Source organism: Ignatzschineria indica, from assembly GCF_003121925.1.
GTDB classification, from domain to species: domain Bacteria; phylum Pseudomonadota; class Gammaproteobacteria; order Cardiobacteriales; family Wohlfahrtiimonadaceae; genus Ignatzschineria; species Ignatzschineria indica.
Genome location: NZ_QEWR01000002.1, coordinates 812,601 through 827,871, shown reverse-complemented (window position 1 = coordinate 827,871; position 15,271 = coordinate 812,601). Strand labels below are relative to the sequence as shown.

Here is a 15,271-nt window from a genome sequence, read left to right as displayed (position 1 = left end):
AAAATGAGCACCTATGGAAAATAATTATAGAGCTATCATCGTATAAATTATAGGCATCAAGTTATATGCCTTAAGTTATATGCATTCAGTGTTATGTGCATCAAGTTAAAGCAGATCGAAGGATCGACAACATCAATTAGGAGAGGAAATGATCAGGGTTGGAATTATCGGGGTGACGGGTTATGCCGGCCAGCAGCTATTGTGGTTATTAGAGCAGCATCCCGAGGTTGAGATAAGGCTTCTCTCTTCAAAATCTTACGCTGATATGAATATCGCTGAAGTCTATCCCAACTATGAGGGTCGCTTAAGCCATATTCTCTTAAAAGATCATGATTTTATGGCGCGACTTGATGAGATCGATCTTCTCTTTATGGCATTACCCCATGGTTTATCGCAAGGCTTAACAAAAGAGGCTTATGCCGCCGGCGTCAAAGTGATCGATCTAGGTGCAGATTTCCGCTTTGAAGATATCAAGCAGTATGAGTCTTGGTATAAGGTGACGCATCAAGCGACAGATATTAGCCCTCTTGCCGTTTATGGAATGCCGGAGTTACACCGAAAGAGAATTGTTGATGCGCCGATTGTCGCTTCTCCAGGATGCTTTCCAACATCAGCGATTTTAGGTGCTGCCCCTCTTATTGCCAATCAATGGGTGAAACCTGATCTTATTGTCGATTCTAAAACAGGAACAACAGGTGCCGGCAGAGATGCCAAAACAACCTCTCTCTTCTGTGAAGTGAATGAGAACTTCAAGCCTTATGGGCTTCTTAATCATCGCCATACACCAGAGATGGAGAAAGAGTTAGCAAAGTTGCAGGATGATCCTCAGGGCGTTGCCGTTCTCTTTACTCCCCATCTTTTACCCCTTAATCGAGGGATTCTTTCAACAATCTATCTCGATTTTGCTGATGATAAAAGCTTTAGCGAAGCGGATGCTTACAAACTCTATGAAGAGTTCTATCGCGATGAACCTTTTATCCGTGTGCGCAAAGGGTTACCTGAATTGAGCCATGTACGCGGCACCAACTTTTGTGATATTGCTCTGCGAGTCGATGAAAAGCGACGAAAAGTGATTGTGATCTCGGCCATTGATAACCTTATCAAAGGCGCTGCAGGGCAGGCGGTTCAGAGTATGAATATTATGTTTAAACGCCCAGAAGATGAGGGGTTAAAGATACTCTCTATGTATATTTAATACCACTTTAGAGAGTGAAAGTCAGTGGAAGTCAGTGAAAGCATCATTCAATATTTAAAGCTATATTTAAAACACTCTATTTAAAATACTGTATTTAAAACGATATTTGTTATAGTTGTTGCTATTTTATATCGACCTTAAGATCGATAGTCAGGTCAATCTAATCTATTGAGCTGTTTGTAACTTAATGTTTTAAAATAGAGTTCTAATATTTATGGAATGACTATTGAGTAAATATTAAACAAATATTCAAACAAATGTTTAAACAAATATTTAAATAAATATTGAGCGAACATTCGATGCTTATAGATTGAATAATTATCTTTTAGACCTTGTTTTAGATTGGGTCGAAGTTTTAGGGAAGTAAGATTCTCAATATTAGGAGTGAAGAATCATGATTACAATTTTGAAAGACGGGACGATTACCTCAACCCCGGGATTTCAAGCCGCCGGTATTACGGCAGGAATTAAGGAGAGTGGGAAGAAAGATCTCGCTTTTATCTGGAGTGAAACACCGGCAGTTGCAGCCGCAACATTGACCCAAAATAAGTTTCGTGCAGCGCCGGTCGATCTTTGTGCTGGCTTTTTAGCAAATGAGACACATCGCGGTCTGATTATCAATAGTGGGAATGCCAATGCCTGTACCGGTGAAGAGGGTGCGGCAAATGCATTGGAGATGTGTGAAATAATCGCTAAAGAGATGGATGTCGATACTGAGTCGATCTTTGTAGCTTCTACCGGTGTGATCGGTCAACAGTTGCCGATGGAGATTATACGTAAAGGATTAGTAGAAGTCCCTAAGGCACTTAGTCGTGAAGGGGGGAATGAAGCTGCAGAAGCGATCATGACCACCGATCTTGTCTCAAAAGAGGTGGCAGTCTACTTTGAGTTAGAAGGTGAGATCGTCACTATCTCTGGTATGGCGAAAGGTTCGGGCATGATTCATCCCAATATGGCGACGATGATTGCGGTATTAACAACGGATGCTAATATCTCAAAAGAGATGTTACAAAAGGCTTTCTCTGCGAGTGTGAATACCTCCTATAATATGGTCTCGGTGGATGGTGATACAAGTACCAATGACTCTGCATTTATCTTTGCAAATGGGCTTGCTCATCACACTAAAATTGAGGCAAGCGGAGATGCCTACCTCAAATTTAAGCGGGGATTAGATACTGTTAATCAGTTATTAGCGAAGAAGATTGCTCGAGATGGTGAAGGTGCAACTAAACTTCTAGAAGTTCGTGTTGAGCATGCTCGCTCTTTAGCAGATGCGCAGAGCGTTGCCAAATCGGTAGTGACCTCAAGCCTTGTGAAGACTGCGATCTTTGGTGAAGATGGTAACTGGGGGAGAATTATCTGTGCGGTAGGTAATGCTACGGCAGAATATGATATCTCGAAAGTTCAGATCTTTATGGAAGCTGCCGGCAAATCGGTACAGATTGTCGCTGATGGCTTTGGCGCAAAATTTGATGAAGCTGAGCTTGATGCACTCTTAAAAGAGGAGACGATCACCATCTTTATTGACCTGATGAATGGGGGAAGTACGGCAACTGCTTGGGGATGCGATCTCTCCTACGATTACATCAAGATTAATGCAGATTACCGAACCTAACTCTGTTGTAGGATGAGTGGAGCACGAGCCTGTTTATAGATTGATCACTTTTTTATTTGTAAACATGCTCGTAGTCATTAGGACCTAGGCTCATAAGAAAGCAAAAAGAAAACAAGAAGAGAATAAGAAGAAAGCAATAAGGATAGAGGATGATTACCAATCACGATAAGGCCCATATATTGGTGGAGGCATTACCATTTATTCGTAAATATGCGGATAAAACGGTAGTGATCAAGTATGGGGGTGCCGCCATGGTGGATGAAAAAGTGCGCGATGAGTTTATGAAGGATATCGTTCTGATGAAGTATGTCGGATTACGTCCCATCATTATTCATGGTGGTGGCCCTGAGATTAATGCTATGTTAAAACGGGTCAACAAGGAGAGCCGATTTGTAGAGGGCAATCGCGTAAGTGATGCTGAAACGGTTGAGATAGCGGAGATGGTGTTATCGGCGAAGATCAATAAGGGTATCGTGGCAGATCTCAATCGTTTAGGGGCGAAAGCTGTCGGCCTAAGTGGTAAAGATGGCGGGATGTTAACGGCACGTAAGAAATATATTGAGAAAGAGGGTGAAAAAATCGATATTGGCTATGTTGGTGAGATCGAATCTGTTGATCGTGCCTTGATCGATATTTTAGTAGAGCAAGATTATATTCCTGTGATCTCATCGATCGGGATTGGCCCTGCTGGCGAGACCTTCAATATCAATGCCGATTATGTTGCCGGAGAAGTTGCCGCTGCTGTCGAAGCGTATCGCTTAATCTTCTTAACCGATGTAAATGGTGTCTATCGTGACTTTGAAGATAAGAGTTCTCTCATTGCCGATATGTCGGTTACAACGGCAAAATCTTATATTGATAAGGGGATTATCAGCGGTGGGATGATTCCGAAGGTCAATACCTGTCTTGAGGCGATTGAGCGCGGTGTTCATCATGTCATTATCTTAAATGGGCAGATCCGTCACTCAATCTTATTAGAACTCTTCACAGAAGAGGGATGCGGAACGATGATCTATAAAGATTAACGCTCCTTAGGTCATATGCCGAGTCATAAGCAGAGTCATAAATAGAGTTTAAAATCAATAATAGTCAATAATAGTCAATAATAGCAATAATAGAATATGTCGATAGGATCTCTCTCAATCTATGAGAGATAGTAAGAGATGATGAGAGGTCGATCAACTGTAAAATATAATAGCGTAAAACCAAAAGGATAAGAGATGCTACTCAATGTATATAATCGGTTTCCGGTCAATTTTGTAAAGGGTGAAGGGTTAACATTGATTGATGATAAGGGAGATCGATATCTCGATTTTGTCTCCGGTATTGCGGTCAATGCATTAGGTCATGCACACCCTAAAATGGTTGAAACAATTCAAAAGCAGGCGGAGACGTTACTTCATGTCTCTAACCTCTACTACAATGAGGCGCAAAATCGCGCGGCAGAAAAGTTACTTGCCGCAACCGGTTATGATCGTGTCTTCTTCTGCAATAGTGGTGCAGAAGCAAATGAGCTAGCGCTTAAAATTGCGCGGAAGTATGGTAAGCAGATCTCCCCTTCTAAAAATGTGATTCTCTATATGAAGAACTCCTTTCATGGGCGTACGACAGGGACTTTAGCCGTAACTGGGCAAGAGAAGTATCAAGCAGATTATCGCCCTTTGATTCCCAATACGGTAGAGATTGAGTTCAATGATCTTGAAATGTTAAAAGCACATTTTAATAGTGATGTCTGCGCCATTATTTTGGAGCCGATCCAAGGGGAAGGGGGATTAACCTCGGCAACGGAATCTTTTATTACAGAGATTGCCCGTTTAGCAGAGGAGCATCAAGCGTTAGTGATCTTCGATGAGATTCAATGTGGAATGTCTCGTACCGGGACAGTTCTCTATTCTGATCAGCTCCCCTTAAAGGCAGATGTTGTGACATTAGCAAAAGCATTAGGTGGTGGTGTGCCGATCGGTGCTTGTATTACAAAGGGGATAGCAAATGAGATTCTCGTACCGGGCGATCATGGTTCGACTTATGGTGGTAATCCTTTTGTCTGTAGTGTTGCCGCAACGGTATTAGATGAGATCACTTCTGAAGAGATGCTCTCTCATGTAAAAAAGATGGGGGAATATGCTCATAGTGCTTTAGAAGCATTACAGAAGAAGCATCCAGAGATTGTTGAGATTCGTGGAAAAGGATTACTTCTAGGATTTAAACTTGATGATTCTCTACAAGCGGGGGATCTAGTTAAAGAGGCTTTAGCACGCAAGTTGCTGTTAGTCTCCGCAGGGGGGAATGTTGTTCGTTATTTCCCAGCGCTCATTGTGACAGAGAAGGAGATCAATGCAACGATCCCTATTTTAGATGCAGCCTTAAACGCCCTTAAAGAGGCGTAAAGCTTCAGGGATCATTGGAAGTATAAAGTATTATGAAATCGCACATTAGGTGCGATTTTTTATTATCGCTATTAAGGGGTAATGTCGTCACTTTAGTGATTTAAGATATTGAGATAAAAGGGGCTGAACGCTGCCGGATTTCACCATCGCATTCTTCCAAAAATCACGCGCCGGCAGTCGGTGATCTTTTATCGTCGGAAAAATGATTGATTTATTGAAATAAATAGGGCTGATGAGATGCCGGATTTCATCATCGCATTCTTCCAGAAATCTTGCGCCGGCAAAAGGCGATCTCTCGATTACCGATCATCATCTCAATCATGGTTTTCTGTAGATCTGGTTTCTCTCAGCATCATTGATGGCATTCTGCGGGCATGCAGGGGTAAAAAGAGCGAAATGGTCGTTTCCCGCGGCTCCATGAACTTTCTTAAGAATGATTCATTAAGACAACAAAAGCTGAACGCTGCCGGATTTTACTACCGCATTTTTTTTAAAAATCACGCGCCGGCAGTCGGTGATCTTTTATCGCCGGAAAAATAATTGATTTATTGAAATAAATAGGGCTGATGAGATGCCGGATTTCACTTTTGCATGCTTTTAAGTAATCACGTGCCGGCAAAAGGCATCAGAGATGCCTAACTGCGGGCATGCAGGGGTAAAAAGAGCGAAATGGTCGTTTCCCGCGGCTCCATGAACTTTCTTAAGAATGATTCATTAAGACAACAAAAGCTGAACGCTGCCGGATCTCACCATCGCATTCTTCCAAAAATCACGCGCCGGCAGTCGGTGATCTTTTATCGCCGGAAAAATAATTAATTTATTGAAATAAATAGGGCTGATGAGGTGCCGGATTTCACCATCGCATTCTTCCAAAAATCACGCGCCGGCAATAGGCATCAGAGAGGCCTAACTGCGGGCATGCAGTAGTGATAAGAGCGAAATAGTCGGTTCCCGCGGCTCCAGAAATCGTCTTAGAGAGTATGCATGAAAACGGAAGCTGTTGAATTGCTGGAGATCACAACTGCATACTTCCATCAATTGCATGCCGGCAATAAGCGATCTACAAGCAAATAATAAAATAAGAATAAAATAGAAATAAAAAAGAGCCTTATAAGAGGGATCAGTTAGAGCGTTGCAAAGTAGTATAGGGATTGGCAATGCATAGCTTAAGGGAACGTAGATCTAACTCTCAAAGGCTTTTAAAGAGGTGTGATACTTTATATAAAAATAGTCGCTCTGATGGGGGATTAGAGCGACTATTCCTTTTTACAGCTGTTACTTCTTACAAGTATTGATACCTAAAACAGGGTAGAGTGGGCAGTAGCGGATAATTCCTGTTAAAAGTGGAACTAAACCGATCAAGCCCCAAAGTGATTTAGGACCAATAAAGACTAAACTTAAGATGATGATGCCAACGATGATACGAATAGTTGCATCGAGTGTTCCAATATTCTTTTTCATATGAAGCTCCTCTATTTATTAGGTTGTTCTGATGAGTTATTTGAATTCTTATTTGGGTTTATAGACTAATAGTTTATAGGCTAATGGGTAAATAATATATGAATTTATATATTATATGGTATTCCTCTGAAGTACAACTTTTAATACCACTTCTCTTCTAACTTATCTTTAACGTATCTCGACGATGAGTAGCATTTTCAGCAACATTGAGTGCTAAAATCTAGGAAGTGGAGGGAGAAAGTGTTGTGTTATTCTTTGCGAAAGGTCAAAATGTAGTCAATATCTTTAGGTAAAGAGAGCGCTAACCACTGTATAATGCACTCTTTTCACAGTCGGGCTGGCAATTGAATGAGAAGCTTTAATGACAATGTCATCATAGCACTCTAAAATTGTAGTGTAGTCAGTAGTGTAGTCACTTTTGAATAGGACAATATGAGGTAATGAATATGGTCAAGAAAATCATTTTAGATTGTGATCCTGGGCATGATGATGCCATTGCACTTCTTTTAGCGCATGGGAATCCCAATATCGAACTCTTAGCGGTCACGACCGTTGTAGGAAATCAGACATTAGAGAAGGTGACCCGTAATGCTTTAGGATTGGCAAAAGTTGCCAATATTGTCGGCGTTCCATTTGCCGCAGGCTGCTCAAGACCACTAGTGCGTGATGTGGAGATTGCTCCTGATGTTCATGGGGAATCGGGTTTAGATGGCCCAACATTGCCAGAACCTGATCTTGAACTCGATTCGCGTCATGCGGTCGACCTCATTATTGAGACTATTCTTAGCCATCCACCAAAGACAGTAACATTAGTTCCAACTGGTGGCTTGACTAATATTGCGATGGCAGTCCGTAAAGAGCCCAAGATCGCCTCGCTTGTGAAAGAGGTTGTTTTAATGGGCGGTGGCTATCATGTTGGAAACTGGAGTGCCGTTGCTGAATTTAATATTAAAATTGATCCAGAAGCGGCCCATATTGTCTTTAATGAAAAATGGCCTTTAACGATGGTAGGCCTCGATTTAACGCATCAAGCTTTAGCAACTCCCGATGTAATTGAGAAAATTGCACAGATTGGCACAAAGCCGGCAAAATTTGTGGTGGAACTATTGGAACACTTTGGTGTGCTTTATGAAAAAGCGCAAGGATTTATCTATCCGCCGGTTCATGACCCCTGTGCGGTTGCCTATGTGATCGATCCTGCGGTGATGACGACACAGAAAGTGCCGGTCGATATTGAGTTGACAGGGACATTAACACTTGGAATGACGGTTGCTGATTTCCGTATGCCACCGAGTGAAGATTGCCATACGCAGGTTGCAGTGAAATTAAATCACGCTTACTTTTGGGATCTCATAGTCGAAGCATTAGAGCATATCGGCGAGGTGGATTATGACGCAGAATGATATTACAAAATCTGCCGAGGTGACGGAACCACGGAGTGTGGTTCCTCTTATGGTTGCGCTCTTGATGGCCTGTATGGCTTTCCAGCTCAATGCAACCATGCTCAACCCGGTATTAGTGACCATTGCCGGTGCGCTTGATACATCAGAGGCAACGATAGGGCTTTCACAAACAGCCTTCTTTATGTCAGCGGCGCTCTTTTCTATCTTTATTCCACGTTTAAGTGATATTGTCGGTCGCCGTAAGATCCTCTTTATTTTAATCTTTGTGACAACGATTGGTGGTGTACTTTCAGCCATTACGCCTAATATCGAGCTCTACTTCGTATCACGCATTATTCAAGGCTTTTCAGGACCTGTTGTTCCGCTCTGTCTGTTGATGCTCCATGCTGAAGTGAATGATCCAAAACGTTACGGGATGTTGATGGGGATTATTACTGCTGTTAATGGTGGAATCGCCGGGATTGATGCTTTCTTAGGTGGATTTATTGCCACTCACTTTGGTTTCCGCCCCGTATTCTGGTTTATCGCTGCTGTTGGTCTTATCACGCTCCCCTTTATTCTCAAAGGTGTGAGAGAGACAAAACCATCAGCTGGACAGAAGATGGATTGGTTTGGCGTTCTCTTTTTGGTCATTACCCTTGCTGGATTCTTAGTAGCCTTTAATGAAGCAGGGAAGATTACACATGCTAACTGGTGGATTGTCGCAATCTCTATTATTGTTGCGATTCTCTCTTTTCTCTTCTTTATTCAGATTGAGAAGCGTATTGGTGAGCCACTCGTTACGGTGGAGCATCTTAAAGAGCGTTCGACTTGGGCTCTGCTTTTAACTACGGTTCTGACGATGACCGGTATCTTTGCCGTTGTGAATGGTTTAGTGGTCTCTTTTGCGCAAAATGGAGAGATCGGTTTTGACTTTACTGCGAATAAGACAGCGATCTATCTGCTAGCACCTTACGCTTTAATTGGGTGGTTAGTCGGACCTTTTATGGGGAAACTAGCACCTATTTGGGGTTATAATCGTATTCTTCGTTTTGGTTTGATCGGGAGTATCATAGGAATTTTGATCTTGATGCTCTTTGGTTTAGGCTCTCTGACTATTCTGATTTTAGGGACGCTATTGATTGGGGTGATGTATGCCGGAACAGCGAATATTATGCTCAATGGTTTAGGCGTTGTTCTTTCACCAGAAGATAATCCGGGCTTTTTGCCGGGTATGAATGCTGCAGCATTCCATATTGGTGCAGGCTTAAGTTTTGCGCTCTTACCGGCAATGTTGGTATTGAGTAGTGATCTTTTGCAGGGGTATGGCAATGGGATGTTATTAGGGCTGATTATTACGGTTGTTGCCCTTTTAGTCTCTTTCTTAATTCCTAAACCTCTTAGTGCAGAGGTTGCGGGCGCTGAATAAGGTTTTTTTGAATAAGTTTTTCGAATAAGACATTCGAATAAGACATTCGAATAAGACATTAAATAGAATCTTAAGAGATCATCATGATCATAAAGTGGGTTATTGCATTATTGATCATGGCATAATAGAGCAGTATCGATATCGAGAGATGTTGATACTGCTTTTTTTTAGGGGTATGCAATATTGAGGCGATGACTCGATCGCATTACTCCTCAATATCTATATGCTAGAGATCGATTTTTGACTTAAGATCAGTGGTAGAAGCTTAATGGAGAGAGAAGATGGTTAGTTTAGGCAGCATTCAAAGATGGATCGGGCAGATGTCAGCCCCCCTTTATGAGGGGACACTTGCGACGATTGAGATTGTATTAGGATCAGCCTTTATCGCGACGATTGCCGGCGCATTCTTATCGCTCCTTCTCTTCGGTGTCTCGCGACATCGAAAGCTTGCAACGTTCTTTCTACCGCTTCGTCTGATTGTTTCACTCGTTGGGAGTTATCCTCTTATTCTCTTTGCACTTCTCCTACTTCCTTGGTCATCATCGCTCTATGGAAGCACAAAAGGGGCAAGTAATGGGCAGTTAATTTTAACGATTTGGGGAGTCTTTTTCTTTGCCTATCAGATTCTTAGTCGAATCTCTGCTATTGAAGAGGAAGAGGCGTTACCGATAGCTGTTTTAAAGGGGATCGAAGCACTACTGATTGCACTTCTTGCCGGTAGTGCAACGTTAGGATTATTAAAGATGGGGGGATTGGTCACTTTTGTTCTCGATCTATCGATGCCTATTGTGCCGGAAGCGGTGATAGTTGTTTCGGTGATCTATCTGTTCTTCTTAATCATGATTAAAGTATTCTTTGGATCAATGTTCGTTATTTTACGGCAGCAGTTAATCAAGAAAAAGGAGGAGGCAATCAAGAAGAGCGAAGAGAATGCTTTTAAATCTAAAGAGTTCTCAGCGCCGGATAAAGAGGAGATTGACCATCTATTTAAGGAGCAGGATTCATCGAAGGATCAACGCCGAGAGAATCTCCCGAATGATCTTGATTATTTGATTCGTAATCGCCGTTCTTAAATTCATCGATTAACACTCATCTGATTGATATAAAAGGGCTGAACGCTGCCGGATCTTACCATCGCGTTCTTTCAAAACTCACGCGCCGGCAGTTGGTGATCTTTTATCACCAACAAATATCATCATTTTAACGCTATTTTCCTGACATTAGAGATGCCGACCAAGCGGGCATGCAGGAGTGATAAGAGCGAAATAGTTGGTTCTCGCGACTCCAGAAATCGTCTTAGAGTCTGTTAAAACCTTTTACAAGTGATTAGAGATTTGCAAAAAAGACTAAAAAGATCGGCGCTAGGATATTGGTGATAAAGCCGAAGCTAATCGCAATAGGGACAACTTGTGCGCCGCCGGTTCTTTGAATGACCGGTAAAACAAAATCGAGAGAGGTTGCGCCACCCGATCCAACTGCGGTTAATGGATAGCGTGCCATCAGTAGCGGAATCACCATAAAAGCGAAAAACTCGCGGAAAAGATCATTAAAGAAGGCGATTGATCCTAAGATCGGACCATGGGCATCTTGAAGAATAATGGTAGAGAGTGAATACCAACCAAATCCAGAGCTAATTGCTAATCCATGAGTAATAGGCATCTGTAAAATGAGCGCAGCAATTATCCCACCGGCAAAGGAGGAGAGGATAAAGAAGAAGCTCAGAATAAGTCCATAACGGTTTAAAAGCACGGCTTTAAGATGAACCCCACTTGCTCGAAGCTGTAGACCCACACAGGCAAGTAGAATCATAAGGGCAATCTCTGCTAAATGTTCGGGAAGATAGATATATTGGTTGGCGATTAAACCTACAATAAGACCTAAAATAATGGCGCCAATAAGCTTAGAGGAGCCTAGAAGCGCCTTCCAGGTGGACTCTTTTTTGACAGAACCCGGTTTCAGTGGAAAGGGAAGTTGCTTATCGAGAAAGATTAGGGCAATCATATTTAACCCTAAGATTAAGACAATAAAGAGTAGTGTCTTACCAAAGATCGACTGTAATTGGTGCCACAGATCGGGGATTGCTGCTAGATTTAACCCCATGATAAAGAGAATAATGTAGATCAGCGAGATCAGAAGATGATCGACAAGCTTAATCAATGCGCGCTTCTTAAGGGGAATGGCAAAGCCAATGAGCAGCGGAAGGAGAACCCAAGTCAGTGTTTGGAGCATAATTTTAGAGACGCTATCGGTAAGAGCTAAGGGAAATAGGATAGAACCTAACCAATTTACGGCAATCTTGTCAGACAATTGTGAGCTAACTATTGCGCGTTATAGCTTAACAGATAATAGCGGGAGAAGAGAGTGATTTTCATCTTTCCTTTTATGATGATCGCAGAGATTATAAGAGAAGTTTATAAGAATAAATCATAAGAGAGAAACCATGAGAGAAACCGTTATTAGAAGCGATATGCAAAGAGTTGTTATCGGCTCTTTAATTTGCTTTTCTATTGTTTTTCTATTGCTTAATCGAAAGTTAGTTGATCCTCTATCTGTTAATCGTTCATTTGTTTATCATCTTTTATGGTAAAATGCTCTCTTTATAAATTCGTTATTACTCTTTTCTTTTATCAATCTTGTCACAATAAGGTAGATATATGGCAGGTCACAGTAAATGGGCAAATATACAGCATCGTAAAGGTGCTCAAGATAAAAAACGCGGTAAAGTTTTTACCAAATTGATCCGTGAGATCACAATTGCAGTCAGAACATCAGGAAATGGCGATCCAGATACTAATCCACGTCTTCGCCTTGCGATTGATCGCGCTTATGCTGCAAATATGCCAAAGGATACGATTGAGCGGGCCGTGAATCGTGGTCTTGGTATTACCGATGGTCCTCCTGATGAAGAGATCCGTTATGAAGGTTATGGTGCCGGCGGCGTTGCCGTGATGGTCGATTGCCTCTCTAATAATCGTAATCGTACCGCTGGGGAAGTGCGTCATGCTTTTACTAAATATGGTGGCAATTTAGGAACTGATGGTTCTGTTGCTTTCCAGTTTAGAGAATTGGGCGTTCTCTCCTATCCTGAAAATTCAGATGAAGATGCGATTATGGAAGCGGCGATTAATGCCGGTGCAGAAGATGTGATTGTTGATGAAGATGGTTCTATTGAGGTCTTAACCACACCGCAGAGCTATGTCGATGTACATAATGCGATGGTTGAAGCAGGTTTAGAGCCGGAAGATTCAGAAGTCACACAATATGCTGATAATAACGTCTCGATCGATCTTGAAGCTGCGAAGAAAGTGATGGCGATGGTGGAAGCGTTAGAAAACCTCGATGATGTTCAGAAGGTCTACTCTAATGCGGATATCTCTGATGAGATTTTAGAGCAACTCTTCCAATAATTGCTCACCCATAATTCTTACAGGATTATATGATTATATTAGGAATCGATCCAGGTTCTAGAATTACCGGTTATGGGGTGATTGATGCTAGCGGTAGAAGGCCACAATATGTGGATTCTGGCTGTATTCGAATGAAGACAGATGAACCGATGGCCAATCGCCTCTTAACGATTTTTCAGGGTGTCGATCAGTTGATTGCGCTCTATCGTCCTGAAGTCCTCTCGATTGAAGAGGTTTTTTTACACAAAAATCCACAATCGGCCCTTAAATTAGGGCAAGCTCGTGGTGTTGTGATGTGTGCTGCGGCGATGGCAGAATTAATCGTCGCGGAGTATGCGGCAACCCGTATTAAGCAGACGGTTGTGGGGCGTGGGCATGCGGCTAAAGAGCAGGTGCAACATATGGTTCAGAGCCTTTTAAAGTTAAATCGCAAGCCACAAGCAGATGCGGCAGATGCTTTGGCCGCAGCATTAACACATGCATTTCATTCAAAGTTAGGGGGATTAGTATGATTGGTCGTTTAACCGGTATTTTGGCAGAGAAGCGTCTGCCAAATCAGGCTTTGATCGATGTAGGTGGTGTTGGTTATGAAGTGGAGCTACCGATGAGTAGCTTTGCACAATTACCGAGTGAAGGGGAGGACGTTCAGCTAACAATACATCATGTTGTGCGGGAAGATGCCTCACTTCTTTATGGTTTTAGTAGCCCTAAAGAGCGAGAAGCATTTCGTCTCTTGATTCGTGTTTCGGGTATTGGTCCTAAGAGTGCGATTCTTATTCTCTCTGGGCTCTCTGCAGAGGAGCTCTATCGTGTGATTCAGACCGAAGATCTCAATAGTTTAACAAAGGTTCCTGGAGTGGGTAAGAAGACGGCAGAGCGACTGATTGTAGAGCTTCGGGATAAGATTAAAGCCTTAGCACCACTTGATATTACCGATGATCTGATTGCTACTAGCAGTGGAATGTTAATCTCTGATGGTGATGCGATTATCACAGATGCCATTGAAGCGTTAGTGAGTCTTGGTTATAGTCAAACTGAAGCGAAAAAACGCGTCAATAAGATTGCAAAACCAGGTTTAACATTAGAGGCGATTATTCCATTAGCGCTCAAATTGTGATCATGACTGTTTAAGGTTGTCATCTCAATCATCAAGAGAAAATCATGAAACAAGAATGCCGAGGTTATAATACTCGGCATTTTTTACGCCATTTTATTCGAGCTTATGGTCTGATTTTTCTTGTAGATAGTCGATCATCATTTTATTAGCTGCCGGAAATTGTCGTTCGCTCAATTGATCTTGTTCAACCCAAGCGATCTCTTGTGATTCGGCGCCTTGAGGTATTCCTGTAAAGCTAAAGACTTCAAAGATGACAAAGTCGATCGTTTTATCGGGATAATGGTATTGAAAGGAGAGTGCCTCCTCAAAGAGGGTTGCTTCAATTGCGATCTCCTCTTTTAGTTCTCGCACTAAAGCGGCTTGATCCGGTTCACCCTCTTCGACTTTTCCGCCGGGAAATTCCCAGAGACCGGCAAAATCTTGTTCTGCTTTTCGGCGACTTAAAAGGATTCTCTCTCTTCGCTCATCCCAAATAATGGCGGCAACCACTCTAATCTTTTTCTTCATCTATCACTCTTTTCAATGAGGTTTTTATTAGGAATCTCTATTATAGCGAATTCTCAATAGTCGAGGGGATTGATCACTATTTGCCGGTGATAGGAGATCGCCCTTTGCCGGCGCGTGATTTTCGGAAGAATGCGATGGTGATCTCCGGCAACGTTCAGCTTCAGTTAGTTTTAATCTTTTCAATAAGAAGGTTCGTGGAGCCGCGGGAGCCGACCATTTCGCTCTTTTAACCGGTGCATGCCCGCAGGTCGGTATCTCTGATGCCCTTTGCCGGCCGCAATTTGGGGAAGAAAGCGATAGTACGATCCGGCAACGCAACAGCCTTTGTTGTTTCAACTAATCATTTTTATGATTCTTAAGAGAATTCGTGGGACTGCGGGAACCGACTACTTCATTCTTATTACTTCTGCATGCCCGCAGGTCGGCATCTCTAATGCCTATTGCTGGCGTAAGATTTCTGGAAGAATGAGATAGTAAGACCCGGCAATGCAACAGCCTTTGTTGTTTCAACTAATCATTTTTATGATTCTTAAGAGAATTCGTGGAACTGCGGGAACCGACTATTTCGCTCTTATCACTACTGCATGCCCGCAGGTCGGTATCTCTGATGCCTATTTCCGGCACGCAATTTGGGGAAGAACGCGATAGTAAGATCCGGCAACGCAACAGTCTTTGTTGTTTCAACTAATCATTTTTATGATTCTTAAGAGAATTCGTGGAACTGCGGGAACCGACTACTTCATTCTTATTACTTCTGCATGCCCGCAGGGC

The 15,271-nt window shown here is 42.4% G+C and carries 16 protein-coding genes; 13 read left to right on the top strand and 3 right to left on the bottom strand.

The features are described from left to right. Positions 1 to 148 precede the first annotated feature (148 nt). The 6 genes from argC to DC082_RS10720 all read left to right on the top strand — a co-directional run bounded on the left by argC (position 149) and on the right by DC082_RS10720 (position 6,013). Positions 149 to 1,195: an N-acetyl-gamma-glutamyl-phosphate reductase gene (argC, locus tag DC082_RS03730; RefSeq protein ID WP_109235811.1), complete on the top strand. Its 1,047-nt coding sequence runs from the start codon at positions 149 to 151 to the stop codon at positions 1,193 to 1,195. A gap of 397 nt (positions 1,196 to 1,592) precedes the next feature. Then, a complete protein-coding gene (gene argJ, locus DC082_RS03725) occupies positions 1,593 to 2,810 on the top strand; it encodes a bifunctional glutamate N-acetyltransferase/amino-acid acetyltransferase ArgJ (protein ID WP_189363312.1) in 1,218 nt (405 codons plus the stop codon). Between the two features lie 149 nt (positions 2,811 to 2,959). Beyond that, positions 2,960 to 3,835 carry an acetylglutamate kinase gene (gene argB, locus DC082_RS03720; RefSeq protein WP_109235809.1) on the top strand — a complete coding sequence of 292 codons (876 nt, stop codon included), beginning with the start codon at positions 2,960 to 2,962 and terminating at the stop codon, positions 3,833 to 3,835. 195 nt (positions 3,836 to 4,030) lie between these two features. Beyond that, positions 4,031 to 5,197, top strand: coding sequence for an aspartate aminotransferase family protein (locus DC082_RS03715; RefSeq protein WP_109235808.1), 1,167 nt, complete (start codon positions 4,031 to 4,033; stop codon positions 5,195 to 5,197). Between the two features lie 237 nt (positions 5,198 to 5,434). Continuing rightward, the gene (locus tag DC082_RS10645; RefSeq protein ID WP_133243682.1) at positions 5,435 to 5,737 is read left to right on the top strand and encodes a hypothetical protein; all 303 of its coding nucleotides are present in this window, start codon (positions 5,435 to 5,437) and stop codon (positions 5,735 to 5,737) included. A 129-nt stretch (positions 5,738 to 5,866) separates the two neighbouring features. Further along, the gene (locus DC082_RS10720) at positions 5,867 to 6,013 is read left to right on the top strand and encodes a hypothetical protein (protein WP_157957396.1); all 147 of its coding nucleotides are present in this window, start codon (positions 5,867 to 5,869) and stop codon (positions 6,011 to 6,013) included. Positions 6,014 to 6,472: 459 nt separating this feature from the next. On the opposite strand, the gene DC082_RS03710 is transcribed toward DC082_RS10720, so the two are convergent. Then, positions 6,473 to 6,658, bottom strand: coding sequence for a YgaP family membrane protein (locus DC082_RS03710; protein WP_094566995.1), 186 nt, complete (start codon positions 6,656 to 6,658; stop codon positions 6,473 to 6,475). Positions 6,659 to 7,104: 446 nt separating this feature from the next. On the opposite strand from DC082_RS03710, the gene uriH reads away from it, so the two are divergent. From uriH to DC082_RS03695, 3 genes are all read left to right on the top strand, one after another. After that, a complete protein-coding gene (uriH, locus tag DC082_RS03705) occupies positions 7,105 to 8,061 on the top strand; it encodes a uridine-preferring nucleoside hydrolase UriH (RefSeq protein WP_094566996.1) in 957 nt (318 codons plus the stop codon). After that, positions 8,048 to 9,469: a uridine transporter UriT gene (uriT, locus tag DC082_RS03700; RefSeq protein WP_109235807.1), complete on the top strand. Its 1,422-nt coding sequence runs from the start codon at positions 8,048 to 8,050 to the stop codon at positions 9,467 to 9,469. The genes uriH and uriT overlap by 14 nt, the downstream gene beginning before the upstream one ends. A 281-nt stretch (positions 9,470 to 9,750) precedes the next feature. Continuing rightward, entirely contained in the window at positions 9,751 to 10,542 is a 792-nt protein-coding gene (locus DC082_RS03695) for a hypothetical protein (protein WP_109235806.1), read from the top strand. Between the two features lie 253 nt (positions 10,543 to 10,795). Here DC082_RS03695 and DC082_RS03690 read toward each other — a convergent pair whose 3' ends face one another. Further along, positions 10,796 to 11,698, bottom strand: coding sequence for a LysO family transporter (locus tag DC082_RS03690; protein WP_229821564.1), 903 nt, complete (start codon positions 11,696 to 11,698; stop codon positions 10,796 to 10,798). A gap of 425 nt (positions 11,699 to 12,123) precedes the next feature. On the opposite strand from DC082_RS03690, the gene DC082_RS03685 reads away from it, so the two are divergent. From DC082_RS03685 to ruvA, 3 genes are read left to right on the top strand one after another with little or no spacing between them, the layout of a single operon-like run. Then, positions 12,124 to 12,876, top strand: a complete 753-nt coding sequence (locus DC082_RS03685) for a YebC/PmpR family DNA-binding transcriptional regulator (RefSeq protein ID WP_109235805.1) — start codon at positions 12,124 to 12,126, stop codon at positions 12,874 to 12,876. Positions 12,877 to 12,905: 29 nt separating this feature from the next. Continuing rightward, positions 12,906 to 13,388 (top strand): crossover junction endodeoxyribonuclease RuvC, encoded by a 483-nt coding sequence (ruvC, locus tag DC082_RS03680; protein WP_109235804.1) that lies wholly within the window; start codon positions 12,906 to 12,908, stop codon positions 13,386 to 13,388. Then, positions 13,385 to 13,993, top strand: a complete 609-nt coding sequence (ruvA, locus tag DC082_RS03675) for a Holliday junction branch migration protein RuvA (protein ID WP_109235803.1) — start codon at positions 13,385 to 13,387, stop codon at positions 13,991 to 13,993. Before ruvC ends, ruvA begins: the two co-directional genes overlap by 4 nt. Positions 13,994 to 14,086: 93 nt before the next feature. Here the strand turns inward: ruvA and mutT are convergent, their stop codons facing one another. Further along, positions 14,087 to 14,500, bottom strand: a complete 414-nt coding sequence (gene mutT / locus DC082_RS03670; protein ID WP_109235802.1) for an 8-oxo-dGTP diphosphatase MutT — start codon at positions 14,498 to 14,500, stop codon at positions 14,087 to 14,089. A gap of 522 nt (positions 14,501 to 15,022) precedes the next feature. On the opposite strand from mutT, the gene DC082_RS11000 reads away from it, so the two are divergent. Next, positions 15,023 to 15,148 (top strand): hypothetical protein, encoded by a 126-nt coding sequence (locus DC082_RS11000; RefSeq protein WP_268245769.1) that lies wholly within the window; start codon positions 15,023 to 15,025, stop codon positions 15,146 to 15,148. Positions 15,149 to 15,271: the final 123 nt, after the last annotated feature.

What these genes read in the sequence shown, in the direction of transcription:
- argC (WP_109235811.1), top strand. Translation starts at nt 149, where the DNA reads ATGATCAGGGTTGGAATTATCGGGGTGACGGGTTATGCCGGCCAGCAG.
- argB (WP_109235809.1), top strand. Translation starts at nt 2,960, where the DNA reads ATGATTACCAATCACGATAAGGCCCATATATTGGTGGAGGCATTACCA.
- DC082_RS03715 (WP_109235808.1), top strand. Translation starts at nt 4,031, where the DNA reads ATGCTACTCAATGTATATAATCGGTTTCCGGTCAATTTTGTAAAGGGT.
- DC082_RS10645 (WP_133243682.1), top strand. Translation starts at nt 5,435, where the DNA reads ATGCCGGATTTCATCATCGCATTCTTCCAGAAATCTTGCGCCGGCAAA.
- DC082_RS10720 (WP_157957396.1), top strand. Translation starts at nt 5,867, where the DNA reads ATGGTCGTTTCCCGCGGCTCCATGAACTTTCTTAAGAATGATTCATTA.
- DC082_RS03710 (WP_094566995.1), bottom strand. Translation starts at nt 6,658, where the DNA reads ATGAAAAAGAATATTGGAACACTCGATGCAACTATTCGTATCATCGTT.
- uriH (WP_094566996.1), top strand. Translation starts at nt 7,105, where the DNA reads ATGGTCAAGAAAATCATTTTAGATTGTGATCCTGGGCATGATGATGCC.
- uriT (WP_109235807.1), top strand. Translation starts at nt 8,048, where the DNA reads ATGACGCAGAATGATATTACAAAATCTGCCGAGGTGACGGAACCACGG.
- DC082_RS03695 (WP_109235806.1), top strand. Translation starts at nt 9,751, where the DNA reads ATGGTTAGTTTAGGCAGCATTCAAAGATGGATCGGGCAGATGTCAGCC.
- DC082_RS03690 (WP_229821564.1), bottom strand. Translation starts at nt 11,698, where the DNA reads ATGCTCCAAACACTGACTTGGGTTCTCCTTCCGCTGCTCATTGGCTTT.
- DC082_RS03685 (WP_109235805.1), top strand. Translation starts at nt 12,124, where the DNA reads ATGGCAGGTCACAGTAAATGGGCAAATATACAGCATCGTAAAGGTGCT.
- ruvC (WP_109235804.1), top strand. Translation starts at nt 12,906, where the DNA reads ATGATTATATTAGGAATCGATCCAGGTTCTAGAATTACCGGTTATGGG.
- ruvA (WP_109235803.1), top strand. Translation starts at nt 13,385, where the DNA reads ATGATTGGTCGTTTAACCGGTATTTTGGCAGAGAAGCGTCTGCCAAAT.
- mutT (WP_109235802.1), bottom strand. Translation starts at nt 14,500, where the DNA reads ATGAAGAAAAAGATTAGAGTGGTTGCCGCCATTATTTGGGATGAGCGA.
- DC082_RS11000 (WP_268245769.1), top strand. Translation starts at nt 15,023, where the DNA reads ATGATTCTTAAGAGAATTCGTGGAACTGCGGGAACCGACTATTTCGCT.